The organism is Candidatus Thermoplasmatota archaeon (genome assembly GCA_035540375.1).
Lineage (GTDB): Archaea > Thermoplasmatota > SW-10-69-26 > JACQPN01 > JAJPHT01 > DATLGO01.
Genome location: DATLGO010000110.1, coordinates 23,327 through 47,367, shown reverse-complemented (window position 1 = coordinate 47,367; position 24,041 = coordinate 23,327). Strand labels below are relative to the sequence as shown.

The following is a 24,041-nucleotide window of genomic DNA, read 5'->3' as shown; positions in this document are numbered from 1 at the left end:
CCTTTCCCGGGAAGGCTCAAGAACGTCCGTCCCGCTCACCCCGCATGCGCATCGACGACGTCCACGCGGTCGAGGCCCGCGCGCCGCCGGAAGCGGTCTGGGAAGCCGTGCAGGCGACGCTCCTCAAGTCCTTCGCGGGACCGCGGGCGGAGCGTTCCGCGCGGTGGCTCGGGTGCAGCGTGACCGCCTCCGGCGGGCGTCTCCCCGCCGTCGGCGCCACGATTCCGGGATTCCGCGTCGTGGAAAGCGAGGCCCCCCGGCGGCTCGTCCTGGGCGGCGCTCACCGCTTCTCCGCATACACGCTCACCTTCGAGATCGAGCCGCGGCCCGGGGGAAGCGTCCTGCGCGCCGTCACCGCGGCCGCGTTCCCGGGAATCCTGGGCGCGCTCTACCGGGGCATGCTGTTCCTCGCGCACGGCCCGTTCACGCGCCGGATGCTCCGGGCCGCCGCGCGGCGCGCGGAGCGGCTCACGAGAAGCCCGATGCCGGGCACGCCTTGAGGGGCTGCGTCGGCTCGAAGCGGGCGCCTTCGGCGAGGCCCGCCTGGGCGAGGGCGGCGCGGATGGCCTCCGCCGCGCGCTGGCCTTCGCCGCCGTTGAAGCCCTCGATCAGGGTGACCTTGCGGGCGGCGTCCACGTGCACGTGGGCGAGAAGGAGGAACTCGCGCGACATCCCGCGGCCCGCCATCCCGGGGAGGCCCTTCGTCTGGTACGAGCGCACGCGGGACATCGGCCGGTCGGCGCCGAAGGCGTGGATGCCGGGCTTGACCTCGGTCACGTACCGGCCCTCCGGCAGGCGGATCGACTTCAGGAGGGCGAGCACGTCCACGGGGCCCCGGAAGCGCTCGCGCGCTTTGACGTTTTCCCCTCAATCGCGTTCAAAGTCGCCGTGGCTCACCTCGTGGACCGGGACGCTCGACTGGAGCGTGAGCCAGTCCCCGAGGATGTCCGCGACGAGCTCCCGGGGGTCGCCGCGGGGGCTCTCCACCGTGAAGTAGACGCGTGGGCCCGAGAAATGACCGGCGCGGATCGCGGCCTGCAGGTCGGTCTCGAAGCCGGGGGTCGCCGCCTCCGGGTCGTCGACCCAGGCGCGGAACGGCTCCTCGGCGCCGGGCTTGACGAGGGCGCGGACGAGGTAGAGGCCCATGAGGGCCGCGAAGGCCGGATTCCGTGAAAGCCCTTGCGGCCGAGTCACGCGAGGCGTTCAGGGCACGCCTCGCGCCGGCTGCAGCTTGCGCACTTGCCCGGCCGGTTGTGGTTGCGGTGCGCCGTGCCCGTGAGGTCCGCGAGCTTCATGCGGAGGATCGTCTCGAGGACCTTGTCCCGGATCTCCTCCGTGTAGGGCACGGTGAAATGGCCCGTCGAGTAGGAGATGATGCCGTGGGGGGGACGCTCCCCATACGTCTCCTCGACGAGGAGGCAGTACGTCGCGCACTGGAGGACGTGGCTTTCGTGCGGCTTCTGCGGCGTGGCCCCGGTCTTGACCTCGACGGGGATGTAGTGGGGCCCGTCGCGCACGATGTAGTCGGGCCGGCCGCCGACCTCGTAGCGGCCGCTCCGGAGGGTCGCCGCGGGTTGATCGAGGTCGCTGTAGGTCAGCTCGCCCGCCACGAATCCGGCGGTGCGGCCGAACTTCTCGGCCTCGTCCTGCTTGCGGAGCGCGTGCACGAGGAAGCCGAGCGACACGAGGAGCCACACGAGGGACAGCATCATCAGGATGTTCGCGTAGAACCCTTCCAGGAACACGACCTCGATCGCGAGCGTCGCCGCGCTTGCGGCGACGAGCGCGAGATAGAGGGCCGTCTGGAACGCCTCGCCGTGCTCCGCGATGATGCGTCGCCAGCGCGCGACGTCCTTGCCCTTCTCGGCGTGCTTGCGCACGCCTTCCGAGAGGACCGCGTCGTCCCCGTGATGGCCGCTCTTCGCGAGGTACCACGAGAGGGGACAGTACGTGTAGCGTTCGATGTCCGCCGCGCTGTACCCCATCGCCCCTGGGTTCTCGGGGAACCCTCATGAAGGCTTCCGAACCGGGCGTCCGCCTCCGCTTCAGCGGGGGTCGCGCGCGAGGCCGAGCGCCGCGAGCGGGCGGCCCGCGTCGGGTCGCCCGGCGTGCGCGAACGCGCGGGCTCCGTCGGGCCGGCGTCGCAGGCGGACGAGGCCGGCGCCGACGTTCGTGACCTCGAGGACGCCCTCGGGCAGGCGGAAGCGGACGGTGGGTCCCGAGAGGAGAGGCCTCACGAGGACGGGTTCAGGCGTCGCGCCGGGAAGGCGCGCCGCGGCGTCGGCGACGACCGCGTCGAAGCCCTTCCGGTAGGGCCAGTAGCCGAGGAAGCTCCGCCCCACCGCGAACAGCGCGGTGAGGCCGGCGGCGGCCGTCGCGCCCGCGAGGGGTCCGTTGCCGCGCGCGTCCACGACGAAGACGATGGCGTACGCGACGGCTGCGGCGATCGCGACCGTGAGCGCGACGTCGAGCGCGAGCCAGGGAAGGAAGGGAAAGCGGAACCCTTCAGCTTCGCTTCGCGGCAACCTGCTTGATCTCCGCGAGCTCGTCCTGCTTGTAGACGAACTGGAGGCGCTTGCGCTTCGCGAAGGAGGCGCGCTTCTGGATGAGGGCGCCCACGAGGAGCGGCAGGCCGAGCGTGACGTCGACGTAGGCCTGGCTCTTCTTCGCATCCTTCGCGATCTTGCCCCAGCTCTGCGCTTCCTCGAACGTGCAGCCGGAGAGGCCGCCCCAGTGGGGCGCGTCGGTCGTGAGCTGCACGGCGTAGTGGTGGCCGCCCGGGTCGTAGCCCATGAGCTCCGAGATGACCTCGGTTTGCTGGATGTAGTTCTTCGGGATGCCGCCCGCGAGGTAGACGACGCCCGTCTTCTTGCTCTTGAACTTGATCTGGGAAAGCTCGTACGCGTCCTTGATCGGGTCGATCCACGGGTACGCGCGCTTCGCCTTCTTGGCCTTCACGTACTCGCCGACCATGCCGATGCCGATCGAGGAGTCGTTGAGCGCGGGGACGAAGATGGGCACGTCGTGCTTCGCGGCCGCGACGACCCACGAGTCCGGGTCGTCGAAGTGCTCGCCGAAGAACTTCATGATCTCGCGGGTCGTGTGGCCGCGGGGCTCGAGCTTCGCGACAAGCTCCGCAAGGTACTCGTCCGTCTCGCGGAACTTCTCCTCGTCCACGAGGGTATCGTAGAGGCGGTCGAGGAAGAATTCGCGCAGGAGCAGGTCGTCCGCGTGGGGGGACGAGCGCCAGAAGTTGTAGCCGCGCGCGGCGTACAGGTCCTGGTAGGGCTGCGCGCCCGTCGTGACGATGACGTCGACGAGGTTGAAGCGCACCATGTCGCGGATGACGCGGCGCAGGCCGCCCGCCATGAGCGACCCGGCGATGCCGAGCACGATCGTGGGGCGCTCGGGGTCCGTGAGCGCGTTTTCCCAAACCTGGAGACACGTGCCGAGGTTGCGGGCCTGGAACGACATGCCCTTGTAATTGTCGAGGAGGTCCGCGACGGTCGAGACCTTCTCGAGCTCGATCTGGTTGATGGGGGTCTGGAGAAGGTCCTTCTTGCCGATCTTTTTCGAGCGCGCCATACCCGGTCCCCGTGTCGCGCGGGGAAGGCCGGTTCCTTCTAAAAGGCTTCCGACGGATCAGAGGGGCGAACGCGCGACGAACGGGTGCTCGACGAAGCGGTACGCGGCCACTTCGAGCGTGAGCTTGCCGCCGATCGCGCCGAAATCGCCGAGGATTTTCCAACGACCGACGAGCGGGTCGAGCTGGGCCTCCTTGAATTCCTCGCACTTCGCGGTGCACGTGCGCGCCGCGATCGGCTGGCGCTGGCCGTTGTCGGGGCCGACGAAGACGAGATGATGGGAGAAGAACCGCTCCGTCGCCCCGTCCACGGTCACGCGCACGCGGGAGGTCCCCGCGTCGACCGTGAAGAATCGCTCGAGCGGGCCGTACCCCGCGCGCTCCTCGCGCGCGAGCATCGAAACGACGACGCTTCCCACGTTACCCGCGTAGTCGGTCCCCGAGGCGACGAGGCGAAGCTCGAGGTCGTCGCGCACGAAGTCGACGTCCGTGAACATCCGGACGGCCGGGTCGTACTCGAACGTGGCATACGTGCGGTTGTTGCTGAGGAGCGTGGTCGTCCACCGCCCCTTCGCGTCGGGGCCGGCGAGGAACGCTTGCGCCTGGACGTCGTCGACGCGTGTCCACCACGTCGTGCCGTTCGCAAGCGGCCACTGGAGGAACTTGACCTCGTTGCCGCGCTGGCGCGCCGAGAGGTCGGACGCCGAGATGGGGCCAACGAGCGCCATGTCCCAGATCTCGTCCCACATCGCGATCTCCGGGTTGTCGGTCACGAGCCGGTACTGACTTGGGGAGACGTCCGCGACGATGAGGGTGAACGTGGCCACGACCGTCGTGTCGGAGACGGCCTCGTAGCGCCACCAGTCGCCGAGGGCCCACCGGGGCGGCGCGGAGACGGGGGCGAGGTCCGCCGCGGGCGCCGTCGCGTTCGCGTCCGGCGCCGTCAGGTTCCCGACGCCCGCGAGCGAGGCGGGCCGGACGGCGGCGCCGGTCGCCGCGTCCGGGATCTCCGTGATGCAGCCCGCGAGGGCGGGGGCGGCGAGGAGCGCGAGGAGCGCGATCGGGAGGAGCCGGTGGACGGGCACGCGCGGGGAGTGGGATCGACCTGTCAAAGCCTTTCCGATGGCCGGTCGCGGGGGCCGCGGGGTTGCCGGGTCCACGCGGACGGCCCTTGACAGCCCTTATATATGCCATTCTGGATGGAAGCCTCCGAGGACCCTTCCTCTATGTTCCAACCCGCCGGGGACACCCTCTTCACGAGGGTGCGGAACCTCGAGTCCGCGCTCGGCTTCAAGCGCCTTTTCCTCAAATTCGAAGGCTCGAACCCCACGGGCACGCAGAAGGACCGCATCGCGCAGATGCACTACGAGGACGCGCACGAGAAGGGCTTCGACACCATCACGCTCGCGACGTGCGGCAACTTCGGCGCGGCGATCGCGTACGCGTGCTCGAAGAACGGCATCCGGCCCGCGATCTTCGTCCCGAGCGACTACCACGCGGTGCGCGTCGCGGAGATGGAGAAGCTCGGCGCGCACATCACGCGCGTGCCCGGCGACTACGAGGACGCGGTCGCCGCAAGCCGCGAAGCCGCGCGCCGCGAAGGGTGGTACGACGCGAATCCCGGCGGCGCCGACCAATGGTCGATCGCGCGCCGGGGCTACGGGATGATCGCGCGCGAAATCGTGGACGCCCTTGGACGCATGCCCGACACCGTCGCCGTCTCCGTCGGGAACGGCACGACGCTCGCGGGCGTGTTCCAGGGCTTCAAGGAGGTGATGGGGGAACGCGGCTTGGATCGCGTTCCCAGAATGGTGGCGGCTTCGACGCCGCGCGGCAACCCCGTCATCAAATCGTTCAAGCAGGGCTCGCGGGTCTGCCTCGACCTCAAGCCCGCGGAGATCCGCGAAACCGAGGTCAACGAGCCTCTCACCAACTGGCATTCCTTCGACGGCGACCGCGCGCTCGAGGCGCTCCACGAATCGCGCGGCTTCGCCGAGTACGTCTCCGACGCGGAGATGCGACGCGTCACGATGATGATCCGCAACGTCGAGGGCATCAACGTCCTCACCGCGAGCACGGCGGCCGTCGCCGCCCTTGCGCGCGTCGCGACGACGCACGACCTCGGCGACTGCCACGTCGCGGTCCTCACGGGCCGCCGCGTCCCGGCGCGCCGCCCCGAGCAGCCCCTTGCGAAGGCGGCGCGCCCCGCGGAGGCGCCGCCGTCGTGACCGCGGTGCCCGACCCGGCCGCGACGATCCCCGCGATCGTGCTCTGCGACGGCAAGTTCGCCCACGCCGACGGCAAGACCGCGCACGGCCTCGTGCGCCACAGCGAACTCTACGACATCCAGGCCGTGATCGACGCGACGCTCGCGGGCCGCGACGCGGGCGAGGTCCTTGATGGTCGCCCCTGCGGCATCCCGATCGTCGCGGACCTCGAATCCGCGCTGGCCGCCGCGCGCCGCGCGCCGAAGATCCTGATCCTCGGCGTCGCCACGGACGGCGGGCGCATCCCGCCCGACTACTTCCCCGTCCTCGAGCGCGCCATCCGCGCGAAGCTCGACGTCATGTCGGGCCTCCACGAGGAGCTGAACGACCAGCCGCGTCTCGTCGCCCTCGCGAAGGAGCGCGGCGTCACGCTCACGGACGTGCGGCGCGCGCCCGCCAAGCGCGACCTCCATTTCTTCACGGGCAAGATCGAGGAGGTCACGTGCCCCGTGATCGCGGTCCTCGGCACCGATTCGGCGATCGGCAAGCGCACGACGGCGCGCCTCCTCGTGAAGCGGCTGAACGAGCGCGGCGCGAAAGCCGTCTTCGTCGGCACGGGCCAGACGGGCCGCATGCAGGGCGGCCGCTACGGGATCATCCTCGACTCCATCATCAACGACTTCGTGACGGGCGAGATCGAGCACGCCGTGCACGAAGCGTGGAAGCACGAGAAGCCCGACATCATCGTGGTCGAAGGTCAGGGGGCGCTGACGCACCCTGCTTATCCGGGGGGGTTCGAGATCATTGCGGGGGCTCGGGTGCGGGGCATTGTGCTGCAACATGCTCCGGGGCGCAAGACGCTCGATGGGTTCCCGCAGTATCCGATGCCGGATCTGGGGCGGGAGATCCAGCTTCTCGAACTCCTGAGCCTGAGTCCCGTGATCGCGATCACGCTGAACCACGAGAATCTCGACAAAGCGGGCGTCGAGGCGTGGAAGGCGCGGCTCGCCAAAGAACATGGGAAGCCGGTCACCGATCCGCTGTGGGATGGGGCGGACGCGCTGGTGGAGGCGGTGGCGCAAACGTACGGGATCGACGTGAAGCGTTGAGCGTCGACGTTCGTGACAGAAGCATGGTCTGGAATGCCCAAAGTCGGACCGCGATCCTCAGCGCAAGATTTCACTCGGTCGCCGATGAGTCACGAACCGGCTGACCCCGTCCGCTGGAGGGTAGCTAGCCTCTTGCGCTCGTCCGCTCGAGGGCCCCGCGTCGGCGGGTGCAGGGGGCGGAGCCCCCTTGCCGGCTGACCCCGTCCGCTGGAGGGTAGCAAGCCCCTTGCGCTCGTCCGCTCGAGGGCCCCGCGTCGGGGGGTGCAGGGGGGCGGAGCCCCCTTGCCTCACGGGAGGAGTCCAGAGGAGGGGGCGAGTAGCCCCCTCCTCTGGCACGAAGTCGCACAGGCCCCGCAGGGCCTGTGCGACGGAGTGTCGCTGTAAGGGGTCGCGCGGGCGTGGAAGGTTCGGACCTGCGTGGAAAGCCGTTGGAGGCGACTTGCCGATCCGCGACGATGCTTCGGGTATGGCTGCGTTGAGGCTGCGTCCCCGCGCGACCCCATGCCTCGATGGGCCCCCGTGAAAGATATATCGACCGCAACGACCACGGTGGGTGGATGCCCGCCCGCCCGGGTTTTCAGGGATTCTTAATCGATGCAGCCGATATCGAGCCAGCCGTCGAAGAGGTCGTGGGCGAGGCGGCGTTGAACCGGTTCGACCACCTCGGCGTGGGCGAGGACAGCGTCCACCTCGACGCCGGGGGCGGCGAGGTCCGCCCGCTCGAGCATGGCGCGGAGGATCGCGGGGGTCGTCTCCAAGTGGAACTGCACCGTCCACGCGAAGGGGCCGAGGCGGGCGGCCTGCTCGAGGCCAGCGTCCGAGACGGCGAGGTTCGGAGCGTCCGCGGGCCGGGCGTAAGCGTCGCCGTGGCAGTGGAAGGCCTCGAAGCGCTCGGGGAGGACGTTGAAGAGCTCGTCCTTCCGGCCTTCGTCCGAGAGCCGCACCTCGCCGAAGCCGATCCCCGGGGCGGGGCCCTTGAACGCCCGGCCCCCGGCGGCGACGGCCGCGAGCTGCGCGCCGAGGCAGACGCCGAGAAACGGGGTGCGGGTCTGCAGGGCTTCGCGGACGAGGGCCAGCTCGCGACGGAGCCAGGGGGCGCCGTCGAGGTCGTAGGCGGCCTGCGGGCCGCCGAGCACCACGAGGCCGCGGTGGCCCGAGACGGTGCTCGGGAGGGTTCGTGCCACGCCTCGAGGACGCGCGCGCGGAGCCCGCGGCCCGCGATCGCGTCGAGGATGCGACCCGGGGCCTCGGCGGGCGCGTTCTGCACGACGAGGATCGGGTACGGGGGCACGGCTTTCACACGGCGGGGCGTGGGCTTGAACCCCGCGACGCCGCCGGCGGCAGTTTCATGACCGGCACCCCCGATCGCGCCGCGTGTCGGCGTCTCGGAGCGCGCGAGGCAGGGGCGTTCGCGGGGTCCCCGGCGCGTCGCTTGCGTTCTTCGACGAGGTGCGCGTCGCGGAGCCGCGCCTCGCGCCGCGCGCGATCGAGACGACGATCGCGTTCGTCCCTGCGAAGGGACGCGTGAAGCGCTTCACGCTGCGCTACCGCTACGACCGCGCGGTCGTGGGGAACGGGTGGCGCGCGGCGAACCACGCGCGGGTCCTCGCGGCGACGCCCGCGGTGAACTACGCGCTCTTCGCGAAGCGGCTCGTGCTCGACTACGCGGTCACGAAGGAGGATCGCGCGTGGATCGAGCGCGCGATCGCGGTGACGGCGCGCGAGCAGGTGCTGAACCGCTTCGCGACGGAGTCGCCGCACCCGCTCATCCTCCCGGAGTACCACACGCCCGTCGGGGATTTCGTTCCCGCGATGGTGGAGCGCACCGCCAGGCTCGTTGCGGGCCGCGACCGCGCCCCGCGCGGCGAGGCCGCGCCCGCGTCGGACCCGGGCCGGTTCGCGGTGCTGTCCTCCGGCGGCAAAGAGTCGCTCCTCACGTACGGCCTCCTGAGGGAGCTCGGGCGCGAGGTGCATCCCGTGTTCGTCAACGAGTCCGGGCGGCACTGGCACACGGCCCTCACGAGCTGGCGCCACCTCTCAGCGGCGGACCCGCGCGCGCGGAGGGTCTGGACGGACGTGGACCGGCTCTACGTCGGCGCGAACCGCATCCTCCCGTGCGTCCGGCCCGATTTCCAGCGCGTCGCGGCCGACGTCTATCCGACGCAGCTCTGGACGTTCAGCAACTACCAGCTCGCGGCGCTTCCCGTCCTCTGGGCGGACGGCGCGGGGACGCTTGCGATGGGGAACGAGTACGACGAGGGGCCGTGGCCGGAGGTGAAGGGCGTTCGTCACTGGCATGGGATCCACGACCAGAGCGTCGAGTTTGACGCGGCGGCCTCGGAGTACTACGTAAGAAAGGCTTGGGGCGTCGCGCAGACGAGCCTCGTGCGGCCGCTGACGTGCTACGCGATCCAGGGCCTCCTGGGGACGCGCTACCCGGATCTTTTCGAGACGCAGACGTCGTGCCACGCGACGACGATCCGCCGCGATGCACGCGGGGACACGACGGTCGTGCCCTGCGGGCGCTGCTCCAAATGCCTCGGCGTCCTGCTCTTTCTCGGCGCGAACGGCCTCGACGCGACGCGCATCCGGTACCGGAGCGAGGACGTGGGGGCGCTCGCGGCGCGCGTGGGCGACACGCGCCTCAAGCTCGACGAGGGCGAGGCGGAGCACGCGCTTGCGTCGTTGGTGGCGCGCGGGTGGCGGTTCGAAGGCTCGGCGAACGGCTTCGAGCCTCGCCGCCACCGCGGCGCGGTCGCGCTGCACGAGCGCGGGTGGCGCCCGCCCCGCGGGATCGGGGCGGGCCTCCGGCGCATCTTCCGCGAAGGGCTCAGCGCAGGTCGACGTTGAGGTTGTTCGCGTAGGTGGGCGGCGTCGTGAAGTCGCCGTACACCTGGGCGCCAACCTCCGGGAGGAGGACGACCTGGATGGCCTTCCGCGGCGCAAGGGCCGTCGGGGTGTCAAAGGTGACCTCGACGAGGTCGCCGTGCGAGATGACGTTCGATCCGTCGCCGCCGCGGAGCCACGTGAGCGTGAAGAGCGGCGCGGTGTCGACCGAGTAGTGCCGAACGTTCACGCCGTCCGAGTATCGGACGACGAGCTTCGAAAGGTCGGACGGGGGCGCCCCCGCCGCGAGTTCGACGTTGTACTTGAGGCGGTAGATGTCGGCCGACGTGCTGTTGCGGGTACCGTAGATACCCACGATCTGCACGTTCGACGAGACTTCGTTCGTCGCCTGCTTCCCCGTGAGGGACGCGCGCTGCTGCAGTTGGCCAGACGTGCCGATCAGGACGGCGGCGGCGACAGCGGCCACGAGCACCATGGCGATGAAGACGATCAGCGTACCGACGCCGACCTCGGCGCGGTCGTTGGCGATCTTACGGGAAGCGGCGTTCGCTTTCATTCGATTCCCGCACAGGCTCGGTCGGAGGGGGGACATAACAGTCGCGTTTGTGGCCCGTCGGCCGAGGTCCCCTCGGCGAATCATTCCGGAATGGGTTTCCCGTAGAGATAGGCGTGGGGCGGATCGTAGACCTGGTAATAGTTCCTCAGGAGACGGAGCCGCTCGTACCCGGCGCCCTCGTAAAGCGCGATCGCCGCCCTGTTGTCGACATGCACCTGGAGGACCACGCGGAGGCATCCTTCCCGCGCAAGGCGCCGCTCGATGGTCGCGAGGAGACGCTTTCCGAGGCCGCGCCCGCGGGCTTCGGGGTGGACGTTCACCGTGTAGATGGTTCCGACTTTCCACCCGCCGTGGACGAAGGCCCCCACAAAGCCGATGAGCTCGCCTTTCTCGACAAGCTTCAGGTTGACGCTTCGCGCGCGCTCGAGCGCGTACCGGTAATCCTCGACGTCGTAGGCGACTTCTGGCGGGTAGCATGCCCGCTCGAGGGCCAGGAGCCGTTCGAGGTCGCCGGGACGCGCCTCGACGACGCGGGCGGTCAGAGAAACCCTCCGATCGTGGGCGCGTCCAGGAAGTCGGCGTCGTAGAAGCGGCGCGTCTCGTCCTCCGCATCGCGATCCGGGGCGAGCGCCGTGACGATGCGGTGGCGCACCACGAGATCGGTCGCGACTTCCGCGGCCCGTCGCGCCACCGCCTCCTGGACCGAGAGCCGGTAGCGCGCCTCGTCGACGAGGTGATAGGCGGAGCCGACGAAATGGTCGCGCTCCGCGAGCGCCGCGAGGATGCGGGCGAGGCCCTCGCGCGCGGAGGCTTCGAGATCGGGCGCATGATCGAGGCCGGCGACGCGGCCACGTGGCGTCAACCCGCCGGCTTCGTCCATCGAGAGGATGCGGAGCCCGTCGCCGTCGCGTTCTCCCGTGAGCCATGCGAGGTCGGGCGCGAGGTAGAACGGGCGCCGCACGACGTCGCGCTCCTCGAAAGGCTCGAGCGCCTCCTCCATGAGGTCCGCCGAGGTGGCCTCGACGCCCCCTTCGCGGGCGAGGGCTTCGAGTCCCTCGCTCGTGAATGTCTCGCCGCCGCGCGCGACGATGCCCGCGAGCGCGGCCGCGGCGTCTCCCCAGGCGTGGGCGCGGCGCGCGCGTCGACGGAACTCGGCGTGGCTCGCGCGCGATTCCTCGACGAGCGTCGCGAGGCGTTCGCGCGCCACGCTCGCGATGGACGCCTCGAAGGCCGCATCGAGCGAACCCGGGGCCGACTCGACGCCGCGGCACGTCCAGTTCACGTACGCCTCGACGCGCGCGCCGAAATAAAGGTGGAACGGGAACGTGCGGCAGTGGAGCGGCCGCGCCTCATAGGCCGTGCAGCTGCGGTCCCTGAGGAGCGAGCACGCGCCGCACCCCCCCTGGAGCGCGAGGTACGAGCGATCGCCGTGCGCCAACAGCTTGAGCGGCGTGACGCGGGTTCGGAGCGCGCGCGCCTCCGCGGACGAGACCTCCGGCTGGAACGTGCAGCAGAATCCGCAGCCATCGAGGCATGCGAAGGCCTTGCCGCGAAGCTCGCGGCGGTCGACGTCCACGACCGGTGACGGCCCGTGACCGGGCATCAACCTTGCTGAGCCGCGCCCGCCGGCTCCTCCGGCATGACGAGGAGCGCGACCAGGTATGCGATGACGCCCGGCACGAGCGCGGTGAACAGGATCACGAGCACCGTCACGAGCCGGACGATCGTCGGGTCCACATCGAGATATTTTGCGAGGCCGCCGCACACGCCGCCGATCACCCGATCGGTCCGCGAGCGGTAGAGTCGCTTGGGTTCGCTCATTGCCTCAGGATCGGCCTCCCCGCGTTTGGCTCCTTCGCCGCTCATGGTAGCGCAGGAGGCCATATGCCGCGATGGCCCCCATCCCGGGGACGAAGGCGGTCCCGAACGCGGTCCTGAGGGTCCACGGGCCCGCCATCTCGGGGGGCGGCCGCGCGATGCCGGATGACATGATCTCCGCCACGAGGACCAAGGCGGCGAATCCGAGGGCCGTGAGCGAGGGGACGTCCTCCCGTTTGAGCATGAGCCAGGCGAGGAAGCCCATCGGCACGACGGCGAAGGCGAGGCCCCCCAGGACGAGGGCGCCGAGCGCGCGGAGCGCGACGTCCTCGGTCAAAACGAGTCCTCGACAATCTCGAGTTCGATCTCGCGTCCGCCGTGATCGTACGCGCGCCACGTGCCGTGGCGGTATGGGTTCGCGACGATGACGTGCGTGTGGCCGAAATACCGGAAGAGGCTGAGGTCCGCGTCGCTCGGGATCGCGTACGGGCTCGGGTGGCTGTGCACGGTTCCGATGATCGAGGGGTCGACCGGCAGGTTGTAGAGCGGAAGGAGCGCGTGGCGCTCGCCCCCGATGGTCGCGGGGACGAGGATGAGCTCCGTCACCGTGTCGCCCTCCGCGCGCAGCGTCCCGCCGAACTCGTGCGGATGCGAAGCCTTCGCGGCCTCGAACACCATCTCGAGGACGTCGCGGCGGATCTTGGTGACTTTGCGGACATATTCCGGTTCTTCGTCCTCGGTCTCGTCCGCGAAGCGTTCCGCGGCGGGGTCGGGCGCGTGATCCTCGGGCGTCGTGGAGCCGAAAAAGCGCTTGAGACGCCGCAGGAAACCCACGATCCGGGGGACGCGGCGCCGCGCGAAATAGCTTCCGAAACGGCGGGAATGCCCTCAAACCATCGGCAAAGCTATGCAGGGTGGGTCGTCTCGGAGTGCGGGAGGGTCTCCATGCCGCCCGCGTACGTGAAGACGTGCCGCGACCTCCTCTGTTACGAGGCCGCGAAGCTCGAGGCCGTCGCCGCGCGCCGTCCCGGGGACGCGAGGTTCATCCTCGATCGCGTCAAGACCCTCCGCGTGGGACCTCTGCGCTTCGATGAAGTCGAGGACCCCGCGCGCTGCCTTTTCGACGGGATCGAAGCGGCGCCGGGAGGCGAGTGGCTCGTTCCGTTGGAAAAGGGAGGCCTGGAAGTCGCTTCCAACCTCGTCCCCGCCTGCGAAAGCTGCCGGGCATCCAAAGGCAACCGCGACGTCCTTGCCTGGTACAAGGATCGTCGGGTCCGCGTGCCTCGCGCGGTGTGGCGCCGTTACCTGCGCGCCATCTACGACACGTGGGAGAAGCAGGGCATCCTCGAAGGCCCCGTGCCCGCTTCCGAGGCGAAGCGATGGTCCACGGTCGACGTCGAGCGCTGATCAGCGCAGGCGTTCGCGAAGCCGCGTCATGAACTGGTTGCGGAACCGGATGAACCTCGCGCGTTCGCGCGAAGCGCCGACGTGCAGCTCGTCATCGGGGCTCATGTCCTGCTCGAACTGACCATCCACCACGACGATCGCCTCCTTCTCGCGGTGGAGCATCCGGATCGCGAGATCGACGGTGCTCGGGAGAACCATGGGTCGCGACGCGAGGCTGAAGGCGGCAAGCGGGACGACGATCATGCCGTCGACGCGGGGATCCACGATGGGTCCGCCCGCGCTCATCGCGTACGAGGTCGAGCCCGTGGGCGTGGAGACGATGAGGCCGTCCGCGCGGATCGCGAGCCGGTCCCATTCGCCCCAGGCGAGGTCGAACGACACGAGTTTGCTCACGCGCTTCGACTTCACGACGACCTCGTTCGTCGCGTTCGGGAGCGCCTTGCCGTTGAGCGTGACGCTGAGCTTCAGGCGACTCTCGACGAAGTAGTCGCCCGAGAGGAGGCGGTTGAGTCCGTCGGAAAGCTCGATCGGCTCGATCTCCGTGAGGAAGCCCAGCTCGCCCACGTTGATGCCGAAGATCGGCGCGGGGTTGAGCTGCAGCGTGTGGAGAAGCGTCCCGTCGCCGCCGACCGCGACGATCGCGTCCACGCGCATGTCCTCGATGGGTTGCGCCGCGACGTTCACGCCGTCGAACTGCTTCGCGACCTCCGGCTGGACGACGAGGTCCGCCTTGCCCGCGAGGTAATCGTGGACGTGCCGCGCGATCTTCACGCGGCGCGGGTCGTCGGGCTTCGTCGCGATGCCGATCCTCACGTGAGCACCCCTTCCATCGCCGAGAGCATCTCGGGACCCGAGGCCGCCACCACGCTCGTGCGGGGCTTGAGCGACAGATCCATCTCGAGCTCCGCGCCGTGCGCGTCGAGCACGCGGCCGCCGGCCTCGCGGACGATGAGCGTCGAGGCGGCGACGTCGATGACGCGCATGCGCTCCGGCGCGTAGAAGTAGAGGTCGAGCCCGCCCGAGGCGACGAAGCACATCTCGAGCGCGGCAGCGCCGAACGAGCGGACGTTGAAGGGAAGCCGCGCGAGCGCGATGGCCTTCGGGCCCGCGTACTTGCCGAGCGTGGGCGCGACGAGGAGGTCGTCCGGATCGTAGGGCCGCGTGCGGATGCGCTCGCCGTTCAGGGTCGCGCCGCGGCCGCGCACCCCGGCGTACACGTCGCCCGTCGCGACGTTCAGCACCACGCCGCAATCCACGTCGGAGAGGCGCCTGCGCCCGAGCGCGAGCGAGATGCAATAGAGCGGGATGCCGCGGCTCGCGTTCGTCGTCCCGTCGATCGGGTCCACGACGAGGAGCCGGTCGCCGCCGTAGGCGACCTCCCCCGCCTCCTCCGAGAGCACGTTCCAGCCCCGCCGCTCGGCGTGCTTGAGGATGATCGCCTCCGCGAGGCTGTCCACGGCCTTCGTGAACGTGCCGTCCGCGCCCATGCCGACGACGCGGCCGAATCCGTCCACCGGCGCTGCGCGAACCGCGCCCGCGACTTCGCGCGCGATGGCGGTGAGCGCCTCCACGTCCGGGTGCACGCTTCGACATGGGCGCGTCGGGCATAAACTTCCTCCCTTGCGGCCGTGGGCCCGCTCCCTGTCGGAAAACTCGACAAGCTCATGAACCCCCGAGGGTCTTGGAGGCGCGTGCCGGTGGAGCGGGAAAGCAAGGTCCCGGACGACCCCGTGGACGCGTTCGTGCAGCGCGCCATGAACGGGTCGAAGGGCGGGGCGAAGATCCTCGCCGACGCGCTCAAGGCCGACGTGGCGCTCCTTCCGCGCGTCGTGCCGCTTCTCAACCATGACAAGCCCAACGTGAAGGCCGGCGCAGCCGAGGCGCTCCAGGAGATTGCCCCCGCGCACTCGGCCGACCTCGCCCCGCACGCGGCCGTCTTCGTCGCGGGCATCGCGTCCTCCCAGGGGGACTCTCGCGCGATGGAGGCGATCCTGCGCGCCTTCAACGACATCGTGCCGCTCGCCCCCGCGAGCCTCGACGGCGACGGCGTGCGCGTGCTCGAAGCGGTGCTTTCGAAGCGCCCGAAGCCCGAGCTCGCCGAAGCCGTCTACATGGTGCTCGGCCGCTGGGGCGGGACGAGCCCCGAGCGCAGCGCCGCCATCCTTCCGCTTCTCTCGAAGGGCCTCTCGGGCAAGCCCCGCGAGCCCGTCGCGAAGGCGCTCCTCCTCGCCGCGGCCGACCTCGCGCGCGGCCCCGGCGCGGCCGACGCCCGCAAAGCGGTCCGCGACGCCGTCGCCCCGCTGCGCGGCCACCCCTCGCCGCTCGTGCGCGAGCGCGCCGCGAAGCTCGTCGTCGAGCTCGACCGGGCGGTCTGAACTCGACGGGAAGCATCGCTTCGACTGATCCGCTTTTGTCGTCTCGAGTCCATCGCGGCGTCATGCCCCGCCGCAAGTACGGCCGCCTCACGAAGCCGATCGGAACGGCCGCCGGGAAGAACTCCTCCGCCGCGAAGCGCGCCGTGTGAGTACGAGTCAGAGAGTGAAAACAAGATCCACGCCGATAGAGGACACGACGCGGGTTTGGGTCGGGGGTCCAGGGGGCGGCAGCCCCCTGGTCCACGGGAGGGGCCGCGGCGTTACGCCGCCGCGGCGGCGACGTTCTGCGGAACGTCTTCGCCTTGCGTTCGGCGGAACGCCGCGGCGAGCACGAACCCGCAGGTTCGTGCGGAGTCCAGAGGAGGGGGCGGATAGCCCCCTCCTTTGGCACGGAGTCGCACGGGCCCGAAGGCCCGTGCGACGGAGTGGCGCTGAAAGTCCTACTTTTCCTTGTTGAAGATCGCGTCGTACTCGCCGGCCTCGATGGCCTTCTGGACGACGCGGGGGTCCTGGCCCTCGACGGTGATGCCCATCGAGACGCACGTGCCGAGGACTTCCTTGACCTTCTTCTTGAGCGTCGCGCCGAGGAGCGCGTCCTGCTTCATGCGGGCGACCTTGATCGCCTGCGGGATCGTGAGGTTCCCGACCTTCACGTTCTTCATGTCGCCGGAGCCCTTCGCGATGCCGAGCTCCGAGATGAGGAGCGCCGACGTCGGGGGCGTGCCGACCGTGATCTCGAAGTCCTTCGTCTTCGGGTCCACCGTGAGCTTGATCGGGACCTTCATGCCCGAGAAGTCGCGGGTCTTCTCGTTGATGGCCTGAACGACCTTCATGACGTTCACGCCGAGCGGTCCGAGCGCGGGGCCGAGCGGCGGGCCGGCCGACGCCTTCCCGCCATCCACCAGAACTTCGATGACTTGTGCCATGGTTGTGTGGCTCCTGCTCCCACCCCGAAGGTGCTCGGTCCCCTCGCGAGCGCGAAGGGGCTGAGGGGGATGGAGAGAGCAAGCGTTGCAGGCGGCGGAGTGTTTTATAGGTTTTGGAGGCGGGAAACGGGGTGACGGGCGCCGGGTCTCGGGAGTCGGGGCCGGGACCGGGATTCGGGCCCGGGTCCGGGACCGGGTCCGGGACCGGGACCGGGTGGAGGGCCGCGTTGCGGCGAATTATGACGCGAGGACCGCGCCGCGCTTCGCGCTCTGTTCTGGGACGACCTCCAATGGGCGAACGAACCGCTCGGCGTACAAGACGCGGGCGCATGGGGTGTACCGGGCGGCGGGATTCCAATCTTATTCAGGAAGCGAGATCCCGCTCGACTTCCAGAAACACTTGTGTTCATGGAGCGGACGCTCTGAGGGCAGTTGCTGGGGACGGGGCGACGGGTTCGATGCCCGGGTTCTCGCCACATCGCGCCGGGTCGTCGTGTGGACTGCGTGAGCGCCCTCACGCGCCGCCGTCGACGACGTCCCGCAGCCCCCACGCCGGCTCGAGCACGTACACGCCGGTGTGCATGTCGGGGATGAGGAGGTACCCGCGCGCGTCCCACGCGGCGCTCCACACGAACGGCACGAGCGGGGCCGGCGTTTGGAAGAACGTCGAGGGGAGGACGTTGATCGGCTTCGAGGGCATGTAGGCCGCGACCGTGACGGGCTCCTTGAGGCGCGTCTCGTTCGAGATGTCGATGACCCACACGCCGCCGTGGTACCACGAGACCGCGAGCTGGCCCTGCGGCGTCGCGGCCATCTCGTGGATGCTGTACATGTAGCTCGCCCACGGGAGCCGCGGGGCGAACGGCGGCTTCCACGTGCCGAGGGCTTCCGGCTTCGCGGGGTCCGTGACGTCGATGAGGCCGACGCGGTCCGCGAAGCCCTGGATGTCCGCATACTGCTCGCCGCCGACCGCGATCACGGCGCGCCCGTTGATAAGGCCTGGGATGGGCGTCTGCTCGTGCCACCCGGCGAAGTCGCCGACGGCGCCCTGGTGAAGGAGCTCCGGGGAGGCGGGGTCGTTGACCTTGTAGATCGCGAGTTCCTTCGTGCCCGTGTAGAGGATCCAGTCGCCCGTGATCGGGTGCTTCGCGACGGAAGCGTCGTGGCGGCCCGGGACCTTGGCGATCTCCGTGAGCTTGCCTTCGGCGCGGTCGAACTTGAGGATCGTGACGGCGCTCGTGAACACGTAGTCCACGCCGTCGATCGTCGCGACCTGGATGTTGTGCGACCCGGCCGTGGGCAGGAAGTCCACGAGCTTGGGCTTCGCCTTGTCCTTCACGTCGTAGACCGCGATGCCCGACGGCGGGGTGCTCGGGGCGTGCGGCGCGGTCGCGTCGCGGCAGTCGCCGACGACGACGGCCGTCGGGAGGACCATCTGGCAACCGTAGAAGACGTACTCCCCGTCGTCGCTGAAGCGCGCCGTCCAGCCGTCCGCGGCCGAGGGGACCCAGGAGACCGGCTTCGGGGCCTTCGGGTCGGAGGTGTCGAGGATGACGAATGCGAGGCCGCCCTCCATGCCGGAGACGACGGTCCAATTGCCCTGGACGTCGATCTGCGTGATGCTCCCGCGGACGCCCGGGGGCAGGATGCCGCCGACGCCCGTGTGGCCGACGAGCGTCAAGCCGTGCGAGCCCGCGTGGATGGTCGGGACCGCGTGCGCGGGGCCGTGGTCCGGGTCCACGAGCTTCGAGAAGTCGAAATCGGGCTTCGGAACGGTGAACGGCTCGAAGGCCGGAACCTCCGCGTCGCCCGCGGGCTGGACTTCGGGACCGCTCGGGGTCGCGATGCAGCCGGCGAAGGCGAGGGCAAGGAGCGCGAGCGCGCTCGCGAGGAGGAGGGGACGGGGCGGGGTCAAGGGGTCAGCCTCGCGCCTCCACCCCCGGAAGGTTTCATAAAGACTGTGGCCGCCCTCTTGTCCATCACCGCGTCCAACGCGGCAGGTGATCGCAGTCCCACACGCGCTCGTCGACGTCGACGCCGTCCTGCTGCATCTCAAGGATGAGCGCGCCGCCCGTGTCGGCGGGCGTGGGCGTGCACAGCGTGAAGCCGGGGCTACCCTGCGGCATCCAGACGTGGAGCGTCGAGAGGTAGACGCCCGGCGCCGTCGTTGAGAGGCGCAGCGGGAAGCGGGCCTTCTCGGTTCCCGTGACGTGCCACTCCGATGGGGGTCGCGCCTCGGCGCCGGGCGGGTTCGTGGACGTCGTGACGGGCATCGGGTTGCCCGCGCCCGTGCCGATGAACACGCCCGCGGGGCCCCACGTGTCGTCGGGCGTGAGCGTGACCCAGAAGATCTCCTTCGGATCGGCGGAGATGGGGCCGAGCGGGTTCACGACGGTGTGCGGGAGGAATTCGCCGAGCGCGTTCCCGTAGTCGTCGGGCCACGGATTCGTGCCGGACTTGTAGGGATCGGCGCGCTCGACGGCGCCGATGAACCCGTCCTCGTTCGCGTCGAACCACACGCCCACGATGACGCTCCAGGAAAGCTTGCCGGGCATCATGGTGGGGCGCCCGTCGTCCGCGCGGCCGGGCATGAGGAACTGCCGGTCGCCGACGCCGACGGTGGGCACAAGGTCGATCCATGCGCGGAAGCCTTCCCGGAAACGCGCCGCGTCCCCGGAGGCGTGCGACGCCTGCCGCGCGTCGCCGGGATCGATCGAGGTCTCCTGGGCGTAGGGCGCGTAGACCGCGCCTTCGACGAGCCCGGCGTACGGCCGGGCCGCGCCGTCGACGGGCACGGGCGGTCCCGCGCATCCGCGCGGGCAGAGCGCGAAGCCGGGCGCGGGGAGCGTGTGCACCGTGCCGGTCGCGAACGCCTCGTAGAGCGCGGAGACGGGTCCCGGCGCGAGGGAGGCGTAGACGTCGATGTCCGCGCGCGAGCGGGTCGATGGCGTGTAGGGTCGGCAACCCCGCTCGTCGCAGCTCGGCGCGAGCGTCGGGTTCGTCACCGTGACCATCGTGTACGTCGTGAGGACGGACCCGTCGTAGAACGTCGTGGTCGGACCGCTCGTGCTCGACCAGAGCGAGTTCGCGGACGGCTTGAAGTCGAAGTCGGGCTGGTCGGGGCCGGGCGCGTGCGTCGCGTAGGCGGGTTGGTGCGCGCCGGGCTCGACCCACGCGTACATCGTCTCGGTGGAGCCTTGAAGGGGGATCCACTCGTTGTCGGGCTCCATGCCAACGACTGCGCTACCCTGGAAACGCGGCCGGAAGTCGATCATGTCGTCGCCGTCGCGATCCTCCCACGGTCCGTACCACGCGCGCCACCACGCGGGGCCGGGGAGGAGCGCTTCGGCGAAGAGGCCGCCCGACGCGCGGTGGAGGTTCATGTGCGACCCGGGCTGCGCGCCGAACACGAAGGCCGCGGCGTCGCCGCGTTCGAGGGCCGCGGGGTCCGGCGCGCGCGCCGGGCCGTAGTAGCCGTTGAAGACGTCGAGCACGAGGTATCCCTCGTGCGGGCCGAAGGCGCCCGCGAAAGTCTCGAACGGACAAGCGGGGGAAGGGGCGTCGTTCATCGCTTCGACGAGGCATGTGCGCTGACCCGCGGCGTCGTTCGTCGCGTGGCGGTTCTCGTTCGTCTCGCGACGCACGTCCGCCGGGTCCGCGTGGACGACGGCGGCGGCGACGAGAAGCGCGGCGAGGGCGGCGGCGAGGCGCGAAACGCGGGACTGCAGGGTGAAGCCTCCCGCGCCGGGGATGGGGCTTCAGGCGCCTGAACCCTTTCCGGCGATGTCGGCCTGTCCGTGTCCGAGCGGACGGGGCGCGCGTCACGCATCCCCCGGGCCAGCCATAAACTCTTAAATACGGACCGGGCATAGCACGGCCGATGCCCGGGCCCGATGACGAAGCCTTTGAAGCCCCCGACCTGGAGGGCGAGGAGATTGTTCGCGTCAGGCTCCCCGACAAGAAGCTCGGAGAGCTCTTCGGCATCGCGGACCAGCTCCTGGGCGGCTCCCGTCTCAAGGTCATGTGCGAGGACGGCAACAGCCGCGTCGCGCGCATCCCCGGCAAGATGAAGCGCCGCATGTGGATCCGCGAAGGCGACCTCGTCATCGTGAAGCCCTGGAGCTTCCAGAACGAGAAGGCGGACGTGGTTTGGCGATACACGAAGACGCAGGCGGCGTGGCTCTCGCGCCGCGAGATCATCCCCAAGCAGATCGACGTCTTCTAGTGGTTCTCATGCCCTCCGACGTCGATTCCCAGGAGGGCTGAGCCCTGCCCCGCGTGCGCGAGGTCCGTCACCGGGCGACCGGCGGCGGCGACGCGGACCCCGACCTCCCGGAGGATTGGCTCGACGTCGTCGAAGGCGGCATCGAGCGCCTGCGCGGACCGAACAAGGGCAAGGAGGACGAGGAGCGCAAGACCCTCGACGAGGTCTTCGACCACGCGACGCTGCTCGTCCTGTACCGTTTCATCACGCGCGGCTTCATCCAGACGCTCGACTACCCCGTCTCGACGGGCAAGGAAGGCAACGTCTTCCACGCGACCGCGGCGGACGGCTCGAGCGTCGCGGTCAAGATCTACCGCACGAACACCGCGACGTTCCACAACCTCATGCCCTACATCGAGGGCGACCCTCGCTTCGGCAAGATCGGGCGCGGACACCGCGACCTCGTGCACGTGTGGGCGCAGAAGGAATACAAGAATCTCCAACGCCTCGTCGAGGCCGGCGTCCGCGCGCCGATTCCGCAGGCGCATCTCGCGAACGTCGTCATCATGGAGTTCGTGGGGACCGAGGGCACGCCCGCGCCGCTCGTGAAGGACCGTCCCTTCGACGACGCGCAGAAGGCGTACGACGCGATCGTCGCGAACTACCGCCGCATGTATCGCGACGCGGGCCTCGTGCACGGCGACCTCTCGGAGTTCAACATCCTGCACCACCACAAGGCGGGGACCGGCTGCCCCGCCGGCGACGAGCTCGTCATCATCGACGTCGCGCAATCGGTGCTCGTCCGGCACCCGTTCGCGCGCGAGCTGCTCGAGCGCGACGCGAAGAACGTCGCGCGATATTTCACGAAGCAGGGGCTCAAGCTCTCGCCCGACGCGGTCAAGGCCGACCTCCGCGGCCCCGACCCCGTCGAAGTCAAGGACGACGACGAAGAAGAGGAGGACGACTGACGTGACGATCATCGTCATCAAGATCCCCCAGAACCGCGTCGGCGCGCTCGTCGGCCCGGACGGGAAAGTCAAGCGCGAGATCGAGGACCGGAGCGGATGTTACCTTGGCGTCGACTCCGAAAGCGGCGACATCACGATCGACGACGAGAAGGCCTTCGAGCCCGTCCTCTCGCTCAAGGTCCGCGACGTCGTGAAGGCGATCGGCCGCGGCTTCTCGCCCGAGCACGCCTTCCGCCTGTTCCAGGACGATTCGTATCTCGAGATCATCGACATCACCGACCACGTCGGCAAGGCGCGCAAGGACATCGAGCGCGTCCGCGCGCGCATCATCGGCACGGGCGGCAAGACGCGCCGCTCGATCGAGGAGGCGACCGGCGTGCAGGTGAGCATCTTCGGCAAGACCGTCGGCATCGTCGGCGACGTCGCCGAGGTCGCCCTCGCGCGCGAAGCGGTCGAGATGCTCCTTGCGGGCGCGAGCCACGCGACGGTCTACAAGTTCCTCGAGCGCAAGCGGAAGGAGCTGCGCCTCCACGACATGGGCCTCTGAGCCGGCGTCTCGGCATCGTTAAGTGAGCCCGCCGGGTTCCCGGGCACGAGATGGACGACATCCTCCGCGCGCGCATCCTGGGGCTCATCGACGCCCCGCGCCCCATACCGGAGGAGGTCTTCGAGGAGCTGCAGCCCTTCGACGTCGCGGAGGTCCTCCGCGACCTCGAGGAGACCCGGCAGCCCGCGCTCCTCTCGCTCCTTCCCCCCGGCCTCGCCGCGGGGACGCTCGAGCACCTCGATATTGACGAGCAGCACGATCTCCTCGTCGCGATCGGAGAGGCGACCGCAAAGCCGGTCCTCGAAGCGATGAGCGACGACGCGCTCGTGGACCTCGTCGGTTCCATCCACCCCCGCCAGGCCTCCTACGTGCTCCGGCTCCTTTCCGACGAGCAGACCGCGAAAGTGCGCGAGCTGCTCACGTACCCGGAATCGAGCGCGGGCGGCCGCATGACGACCGCCTACATCGCGGTCCGGGAGCACTGGACGGCGGCGCGCATCCTCGACCACATCCGCGCGGTCGGCAAGGAGGCCGAGGTGGCGCAGGACGTGTATGTCGTCGACCGGCACGGCCGCCTCGCGGGCGTGACCTCGCTGCGCGACGTCATCCTCGCTCCTCCCGCGGCCTCCGTTTCGGAGTTCATGCAGGCCAACGTCATCGCCGTCCCCGCCATTGCCGATCAGGAGGAGGCCGCGCGGACGCTCGCGCAATACGACTTCGGCGCGCTTCCGGTCGTGAGCGCGGATCGGCGTCTCGTGGGCGTGCTTTCATCCGACGACCTCCTCGACGTTGCCGAGGAGGAGGCGACGGAGGACATCCAGAAGGCGGCCTCCATCGAGCCCCTGAAGATGAGCTACAAGCGCGCGGGCGTCTGGGTCCTCTACCGGCGCCGGGTCGTCTGGCTCATCGCGCTCGTCGTCCTCAGCATCCTTTCGAGCGGCGTCATCGCCGCGTACGAATCGACGCTTCAGGCGGCGATCGCGCTCGCGGTGTTCATCCCCCTCCTCCTCGCGAGCGGCGGGAATACGGGGTCCCAGTCGGCCGCGCTCATGATGCGCGCGCTCGCGACGCAGGACGTCAAGATGGCCGAATGGGCGAGCACGTTCGGCAAGGAGCTCGCCGTCGGCGTTCTTCTCGGAGCCACGCTCGGGGTCTTTTCGTCGCTCGTGGGATTCCTGAGGGGAGGCTGGACGATCGGCCTCGTCGTCGGGCTTACCATGATCGCGATCGTCCTCGCGGCGAACCTGCTCGGTATGGCCCTTCCCTTCCTCCTGTCCAAGGCGAAGGTCGATCCCGCCGTCGCATCGAGCCCGCTCGTCACGTCGCTCACCGACGTCACGGGCCTTGTCATCTACTTCTCCATCGCGACGTGGGTCTTCGCATCGGCGTGAGGATCGGCGTTCGTACCAGAAGGCTCGTCAATGCCGCACTGCGATCGAAGCCCGGTATGGCCGTCAAGGTCGAACCGCCAAGTCCTCGATACGCGTCGCCGAG

General features: G+C 69.8%; 28 protein-coding genes. 10 read left to right on the top strand and 18 right to left on the bottom strand.

The window, feature by feature from the left end; translation table 11 throughout:
- Positions 1–44 precede the first annotated feature (44 nt).
- Positions 45–500 (top strand): hypothetical protein, encoded by a 456-nt coding sequence (locus VM889_14950; GenBank protein HVL49852.1) that lies wholly within the window; start codon positions 45–47, stop codon positions 498–500.
- On the opposite strand, the gene VM889_14945 is transcribed toward VM889_14950, so the two are convergent.
- The 6 genes from VM889_14945 to VM889_14920 are packed head-to-tail and all read right to left on the bottom strand — an operon-like array spanning position 469 to position 4,668.
- Positions 469–828: a hypothetical protein gene (locus VM889_14945; GenBank protein ID HVL49851.1), complete on the bottom strand. Its 360-nt coding sequence runs from the start codon at positions 826–828 to the stop codon at positions 469–471. The genes VM889_14950 and VM889_14945 overlap by 32 nt on opposite strands.
- A 39-nt stretch (positions 829–867) precedes the next feature.
- Positions 868–1,146, bottom strand: coding sequence for a hypothetical protein (locus VM889_14940; GenBank protein HVL49850.1), 279 nt, complete (start codon positions 1,144–1,146; stop codon positions 868–870).
- A gap of 44 nt (positions 1,147–1,190) precedes the next feature.
- Positions 1,191–1,985 carry a CRISPR-associated protein Cas4 gene (gene cas4 / locus VM889_14935; protein ID HVL49849.1) on the bottom strand — a complete coding sequence of 265 codons (795 nt, stop codon included), beginning with the start codon at positions 1,983–1,985 and terminating at the stop codon, positions 1,191–1,193.
- Positions 1,986–2,045: 60 nt separating this feature from the next.
- On the bottom strand, positions 2,046–2,525 hold the full coding sequence (locus tag VM889_14930; GenBank protein ID HVL49848.1) for a hypothetical protein: 480 nt from the start codon (positions 2,523–2,525) through the stop codon (positions 2,046–2,048).
- Positions 2,506–3,585: a deoxyhypusine synthase family protein gene (locus VM889_14925; GenBank protein HVL49847.1), complete on the bottom strand. Its 1,080-nt coding sequence runs from the start codon at positions 3,583–3,585 to the stop codon at positions 2,506–2,508. The genes VM889_14930 and VM889_14925 overlap by 20 nt, the downstream gene beginning before the upstream one ends.
- A 57-nt stretch (positions 3,586–3,642) precedes the next feature.
- Positions 3,643–4,668: a hypothetical protein gene (locus tag VM889_14920; protein ID HVL49846.1), complete on the bottom strand. Its 1,026-nt coding sequence runs from the start codon at positions 4,666–4,668 to the stop codon at positions 3,643–3,645.
- A 141-nt stretch (positions 4,669–4,809) separates the two neighbouring features.
- On the opposite strand from VM889_14920, the gene VM889_14915 reads away from it, so the two are divergent.
- Complete coding sequence (locus VM889_14915) at positions 4,810–5,811, top strand: pyridoxal-phosphate dependent enzyme (GenBank protein HVL49845.1); 1,002 nt, start codon at positions 4,810–4,812, stop codon at positions 5,809–5,811.
- Positions 5,808–6,899, top strand: coding sequence for a DUF1611 domain-containing protein (locus VM889_14910; GenBank protein ID HVL49844.1), 1,092 nt, complete (start codon positions 5,808–5,810; stop codon positions 6,897–6,899). The genes VM889_14915 and VM889_14910 overlap by 4 nt, the downstream gene beginning before the upstream one ends.
- Positions 6,900–7,486: 587 nt before the next feature.
- On the opposite strand, the gene VM889_14905 is transcribed toward VM889_14910, so the two are convergent.
- Positions 7,487–8,083 (bottom strand): type 1 glutamine amidotransferase, encoded by a 597-nt coding sequence (locus VM889_14905; protein HVL49843.1) that lies wholly within the window; start codon positions 8,081–8,083, stop codon positions 7,487–7,489.
- 190 nt (positions 8,084–8,273) lie between these two features.
- On the opposite strand from VM889_14905, the gene VM889_14900 reads away from it, so the two are divergent.
- Positions 8,274–9,749, top strand: coding sequence for a hypothetical protein (locus VM889_14900; GenBank protein ID HVL49842.1), 1,476 nt, complete (start codon positions 8,274–8,276; stop codon positions 9,747–9,749).
- Here VM889_14900 and VM889_14895 read toward each other — a convergent pair.
- The 6 genes from VM889_14895 to VM889_14870 all read right to left on the bottom strand — a co-directional run bounded on the left by VM889_14895 (position 9,730) and on the right by VM889_14870 (position 12,954).
- Positions 9,730–10,302 (bottom strand): archaellin/type IV pilin N-terminal domain-containing protein, encoded by a 573-nt coding sequence (locus VM889_14895; protein HVL49841.1) that lies wholly within the window; start codon positions 10,300–10,302, stop codon positions 9,730–9,732. The two genes, VM889_14900 and VM889_14895, sit on opposite strands and share 20 nt — an antisense overlap.
- Before the next feature lie 80 nt (positions 10,303–10,382).
- A complete protein-coding gene (locus VM889_14890; GenBank protein HVL49840.1) occupies positions 10,383–10,796 on the bottom strand; it encodes a GNAT family N-acetyltransferase in 414 nt (137 codons plus the stop codon).
- Positions 10,797–10,840: 44 nt separating this feature from the next.
- Positions 10,841–11,878 (bottom strand): YkgJ family cysteine cluster protein, encoded by a 1,038-nt coding sequence (locus VM889_14885; GenBank protein HVL49839.1) that lies wholly within the window; start codon positions 11,876–11,878, stop codon positions 10,841–10,843.
- A gap of 26 nt (positions 11,879–11,904) precedes the next feature.
- Entirely contained in the window at positions 11,905–12,123 is a 219-nt protein-coding gene (locus tag VM889_14880; protein ID HVL49838.1) for a PspC domain-containing protein, read from the bottom strand.
- A 4-nt stretch (positions 12,124–12,127) separates the two neighbouring features.
- Positions 12,128–12,457 carry a hypothetical protein gene (locus VM889_14875; GenBank protein HVL49837.1) on the bottom strand — a complete coding sequence of 110 codons (330 nt, stop codon included), beginning with the start codon at positions 12,455–12,457 and terminating at the stop codon, positions 12,128–12,130.
- A complete protein-coding gene (locus VM889_14870) occupies positions 12,454–12,954 on the bottom strand; it encodes a Mov34/MPN/PAD-1 family protein (protein ID HVL49836.1) in 501 nt (166 codons plus the stop codon). Before VM889_14870 ends, VM889_14875 begins: the two co-directional genes overlap by 4 nt.
- 111 nt (positions 12,955–13,065) lie before the next feature.
- On the opposite strand from VM889_14870, the gene VM889_14865 reads away from it, so the two are divergent.
- A complete protein-coding gene (locus VM889_14865; GenBank protein ID HVL49835.1) occupies positions 13,066–13,527 on the top strand; it encodes a hypothetical protein in 462 nt (153 codons plus the stop codon).
- On the opposite strand, the gene VM889_14860 is transcribed toward VM889_14865, so the two are convergent.
- Together VM889_14860 and VM889_14855 are read right to left on the bottom strand one after the other, a co-directional pair.
- The gene (locus VM889_14860; protein HVL49834.1) at positions 13,528–14,340 is read right to left on the bottom strand and encodes an NAD(+)/NADH kinase; all 813 of its coding nucleotides are present in this window, start codon (positions 14,338–14,340) and stop codon (positions 13,528–13,530) included.
- On the bottom strand, positions 14,337–15,110 hold the full coding sequence (locus tag VM889_14855) for an inositol monophosphatase family protein (protein ID HVL49833.1): 774 nt from the start codon (positions 15,108–15,110) through the stop codon (positions 14,337–14,339). Before VM889_14855 ends, VM889_14860 begins: the two co-directional genes overlap by 4 nt.
- A 108-nt stretch (positions 15,111–15,218) precedes the next feature.
- On the opposite strand from VM889_14855, the gene VM889_14850 reads away from it, so the two are divergent.
- On the top strand, positions 15,219–15,902 hold the full coding sequence (locus VM889_14850) for a hypothetical protein (protein HVL49832.1): 684 nt from the start codon (positions 15,219–15,221) through the stop codon (positions 15,900–15,902).
- A 440-nt stretch (positions 15,903–16,342) separates the two neighbouring features.
- Here the strand turns inward: VM889_14850 and VM889_14845 are convergent, their stop codons facing one another.
- The 3 genes from VM889_14845 to VM889_14835 all read right to left on the bottom strand — a co-directional run bounded on the left by VM889_14845 (position 16,343) and on the right by VM889_14835 (position 20,472).
- Entirely contained in the window at positions 16,343–16,828 is a 486-nt protein-coding gene (locus tag VM889_14845) for a 50S ribosomal protein L11 (GenBank protein ID HVL49831.1), read from the bottom strand.
- A gap of 514 nt (positions 16,829–17,342) precedes the next feature.
- Complete coding sequence (locus VM889_14840) at positions 17,343–18,743, bottom strand: hypothetical protein (GenBank protein ID HVL49830.1); 1,401 nt, start codon at positions 18,741–18,743, stop codon at positions 17,343–17,345.
- A gap of 64 nt (positions 18,744–18,807) precedes the next feature.
- On the bottom strand, positions 18,808–20,472 hold the full coding sequence (locus VM889_14835; GenBank protein ID HVL49829.1) for a hypothetical protein: 1,665 nt from the start codon (positions 20,470–20,472) through the stop codon (positions 18,808–18,810).
- A gap of 236 nt (positions 20,473–20,708) precedes the next feature.
- On the opposite strand from VM889_14835, the gene eif1A reads away from it, so the two are divergent.
- The 4 genes from eif1A to mgtE are packed head-to-tail and all read left to right on the top strand — an operon-like array spanning position 20,709 to position 23,938.
- Positions 20,709–21,053: a translation initiation factor eIF-1A gene (gene eif1A / locus VM889_14830; GenBank protein ID HVL49828.1), complete on the top strand. Its 345-nt coding sequence runs from the start codon at positions 20,709–20,711 to the stop codon at positions 21,051–21,053.
- A 53-nt stretch (positions 21,054–21,106) separates the two neighbouring features.
- Positions 21,107–22,000, top strand: a complete 894-nt coding sequence (locus VM889_14825) for a serine protein kinase RIO (GenBank protein HVL49827.1) — start codon at positions 21,107–21,109, stop codon at positions 21,998–22,000.
- A gap of 1 nt (position 22,001) precedes the next feature.
- Positions 22,002–22,547, top strand: coding sequence for a KH domain-containing protein (locus VM889_14820; GenBank protein ID HVL49826.1), 546 nt, complete (start codon positions 22,002–22,004; stop codon positions 22,545–22,547).
- Between the two features lie 50 nt (positions 22,548–22,597).
- Positions 22,598–23,938, top strand: coding sequence for a magnesium transporter (gene mgtE, locus VM889_14815; protein ID HVL49825.1), 1,341 nt, complete (start codon positions 22,598–22,600; stop codon positions 23,936–23,938).
- Positions 23,939–24,041: the final 103 nt, after the last annotated feature.

What these genes read in the sequence shown, in the direction of transcription:
- mgtE (HVL49825.1), top strand. Translation starts at nt 22,598, where the DNA reads ATGGACGACATCCTCCGCGCGCGCATCCTGGGGCTCATCGACGCCCCG.
- VM889_14915 (HVL49845.1), top strand. Translation starts at nt 4,810, where the DNA reads ATGTTCCAACCCGCCGGGGACACCCTCTTCACGAGGGTGCGGAACCTC.
- VM889_14845 (HVL49831.1), bottom strand. Translation starts at nt 16,828, where the DNA reads ATGGCACAAGTCATCGAAGTTCTGGTGGATGGCGGGAAGGCGTCGGCC.
- VM889_14865 (HVL49835.1), top strand. Translation starts at nt 13,066, where the DNA reads ATGCCGCCCGCGTACGTGAAGACGTGCCGCGACCTCCTCTGTTACGAG.
- VM889_14940 (HVL49850.1), bottom strand. Translation starts at nt 1,146, where the DNA reads ATGGGCCTCTACCTCGTCCGCGCCCTCGTCAAGCCCGGCGCCGAGGAG.
- VM889_14880 (HVL49838.1), bottom strand. Translation starts at nt 12,123, where the DNA reads ATGAGCGAACCCAAGCGACTCTACCGCTCGCGGACCGATCGGGTGATC.
- cas4 (HVL49849.1), bottom strand. Translation starts at nt 1,985, where the DNA reads ATGGGGTACAGCGCGGCGGACATCGAACGCTACACGTACTGTCCCCTC.
- VM889_14950 (HVL49852.1), top strand. Translation starts at nt 45, where the DNA reads ATGCGCATCGACGACGTCCACGCGGTCGAGGCCCGCGCGCCGCCGGAA.
- VM889_14925 (HVL49847.1), bottom strand. Translation starts at nt 3,585, where the DNA reads ATGGCGCGCTCGAAAAAGATCGGCAAGAAGGACCTTCTCCAGACCCCC.
- VM889_14895 (HVL49841.1), bottom strand. Translation starts at nt 10,302, where the DNA reads ATGAAAGCGAACGCCGCTTCCCGTAAGATCGCCAACGACCGCGCCGAG.
- eif1A (HVL49828.1), top strand. Translation starts at nt 20,709, where the DNA reads ATGCCCGGGCCCGATGACGAAGCCTTTGAAGCCCCCGACCTGGAGGGC.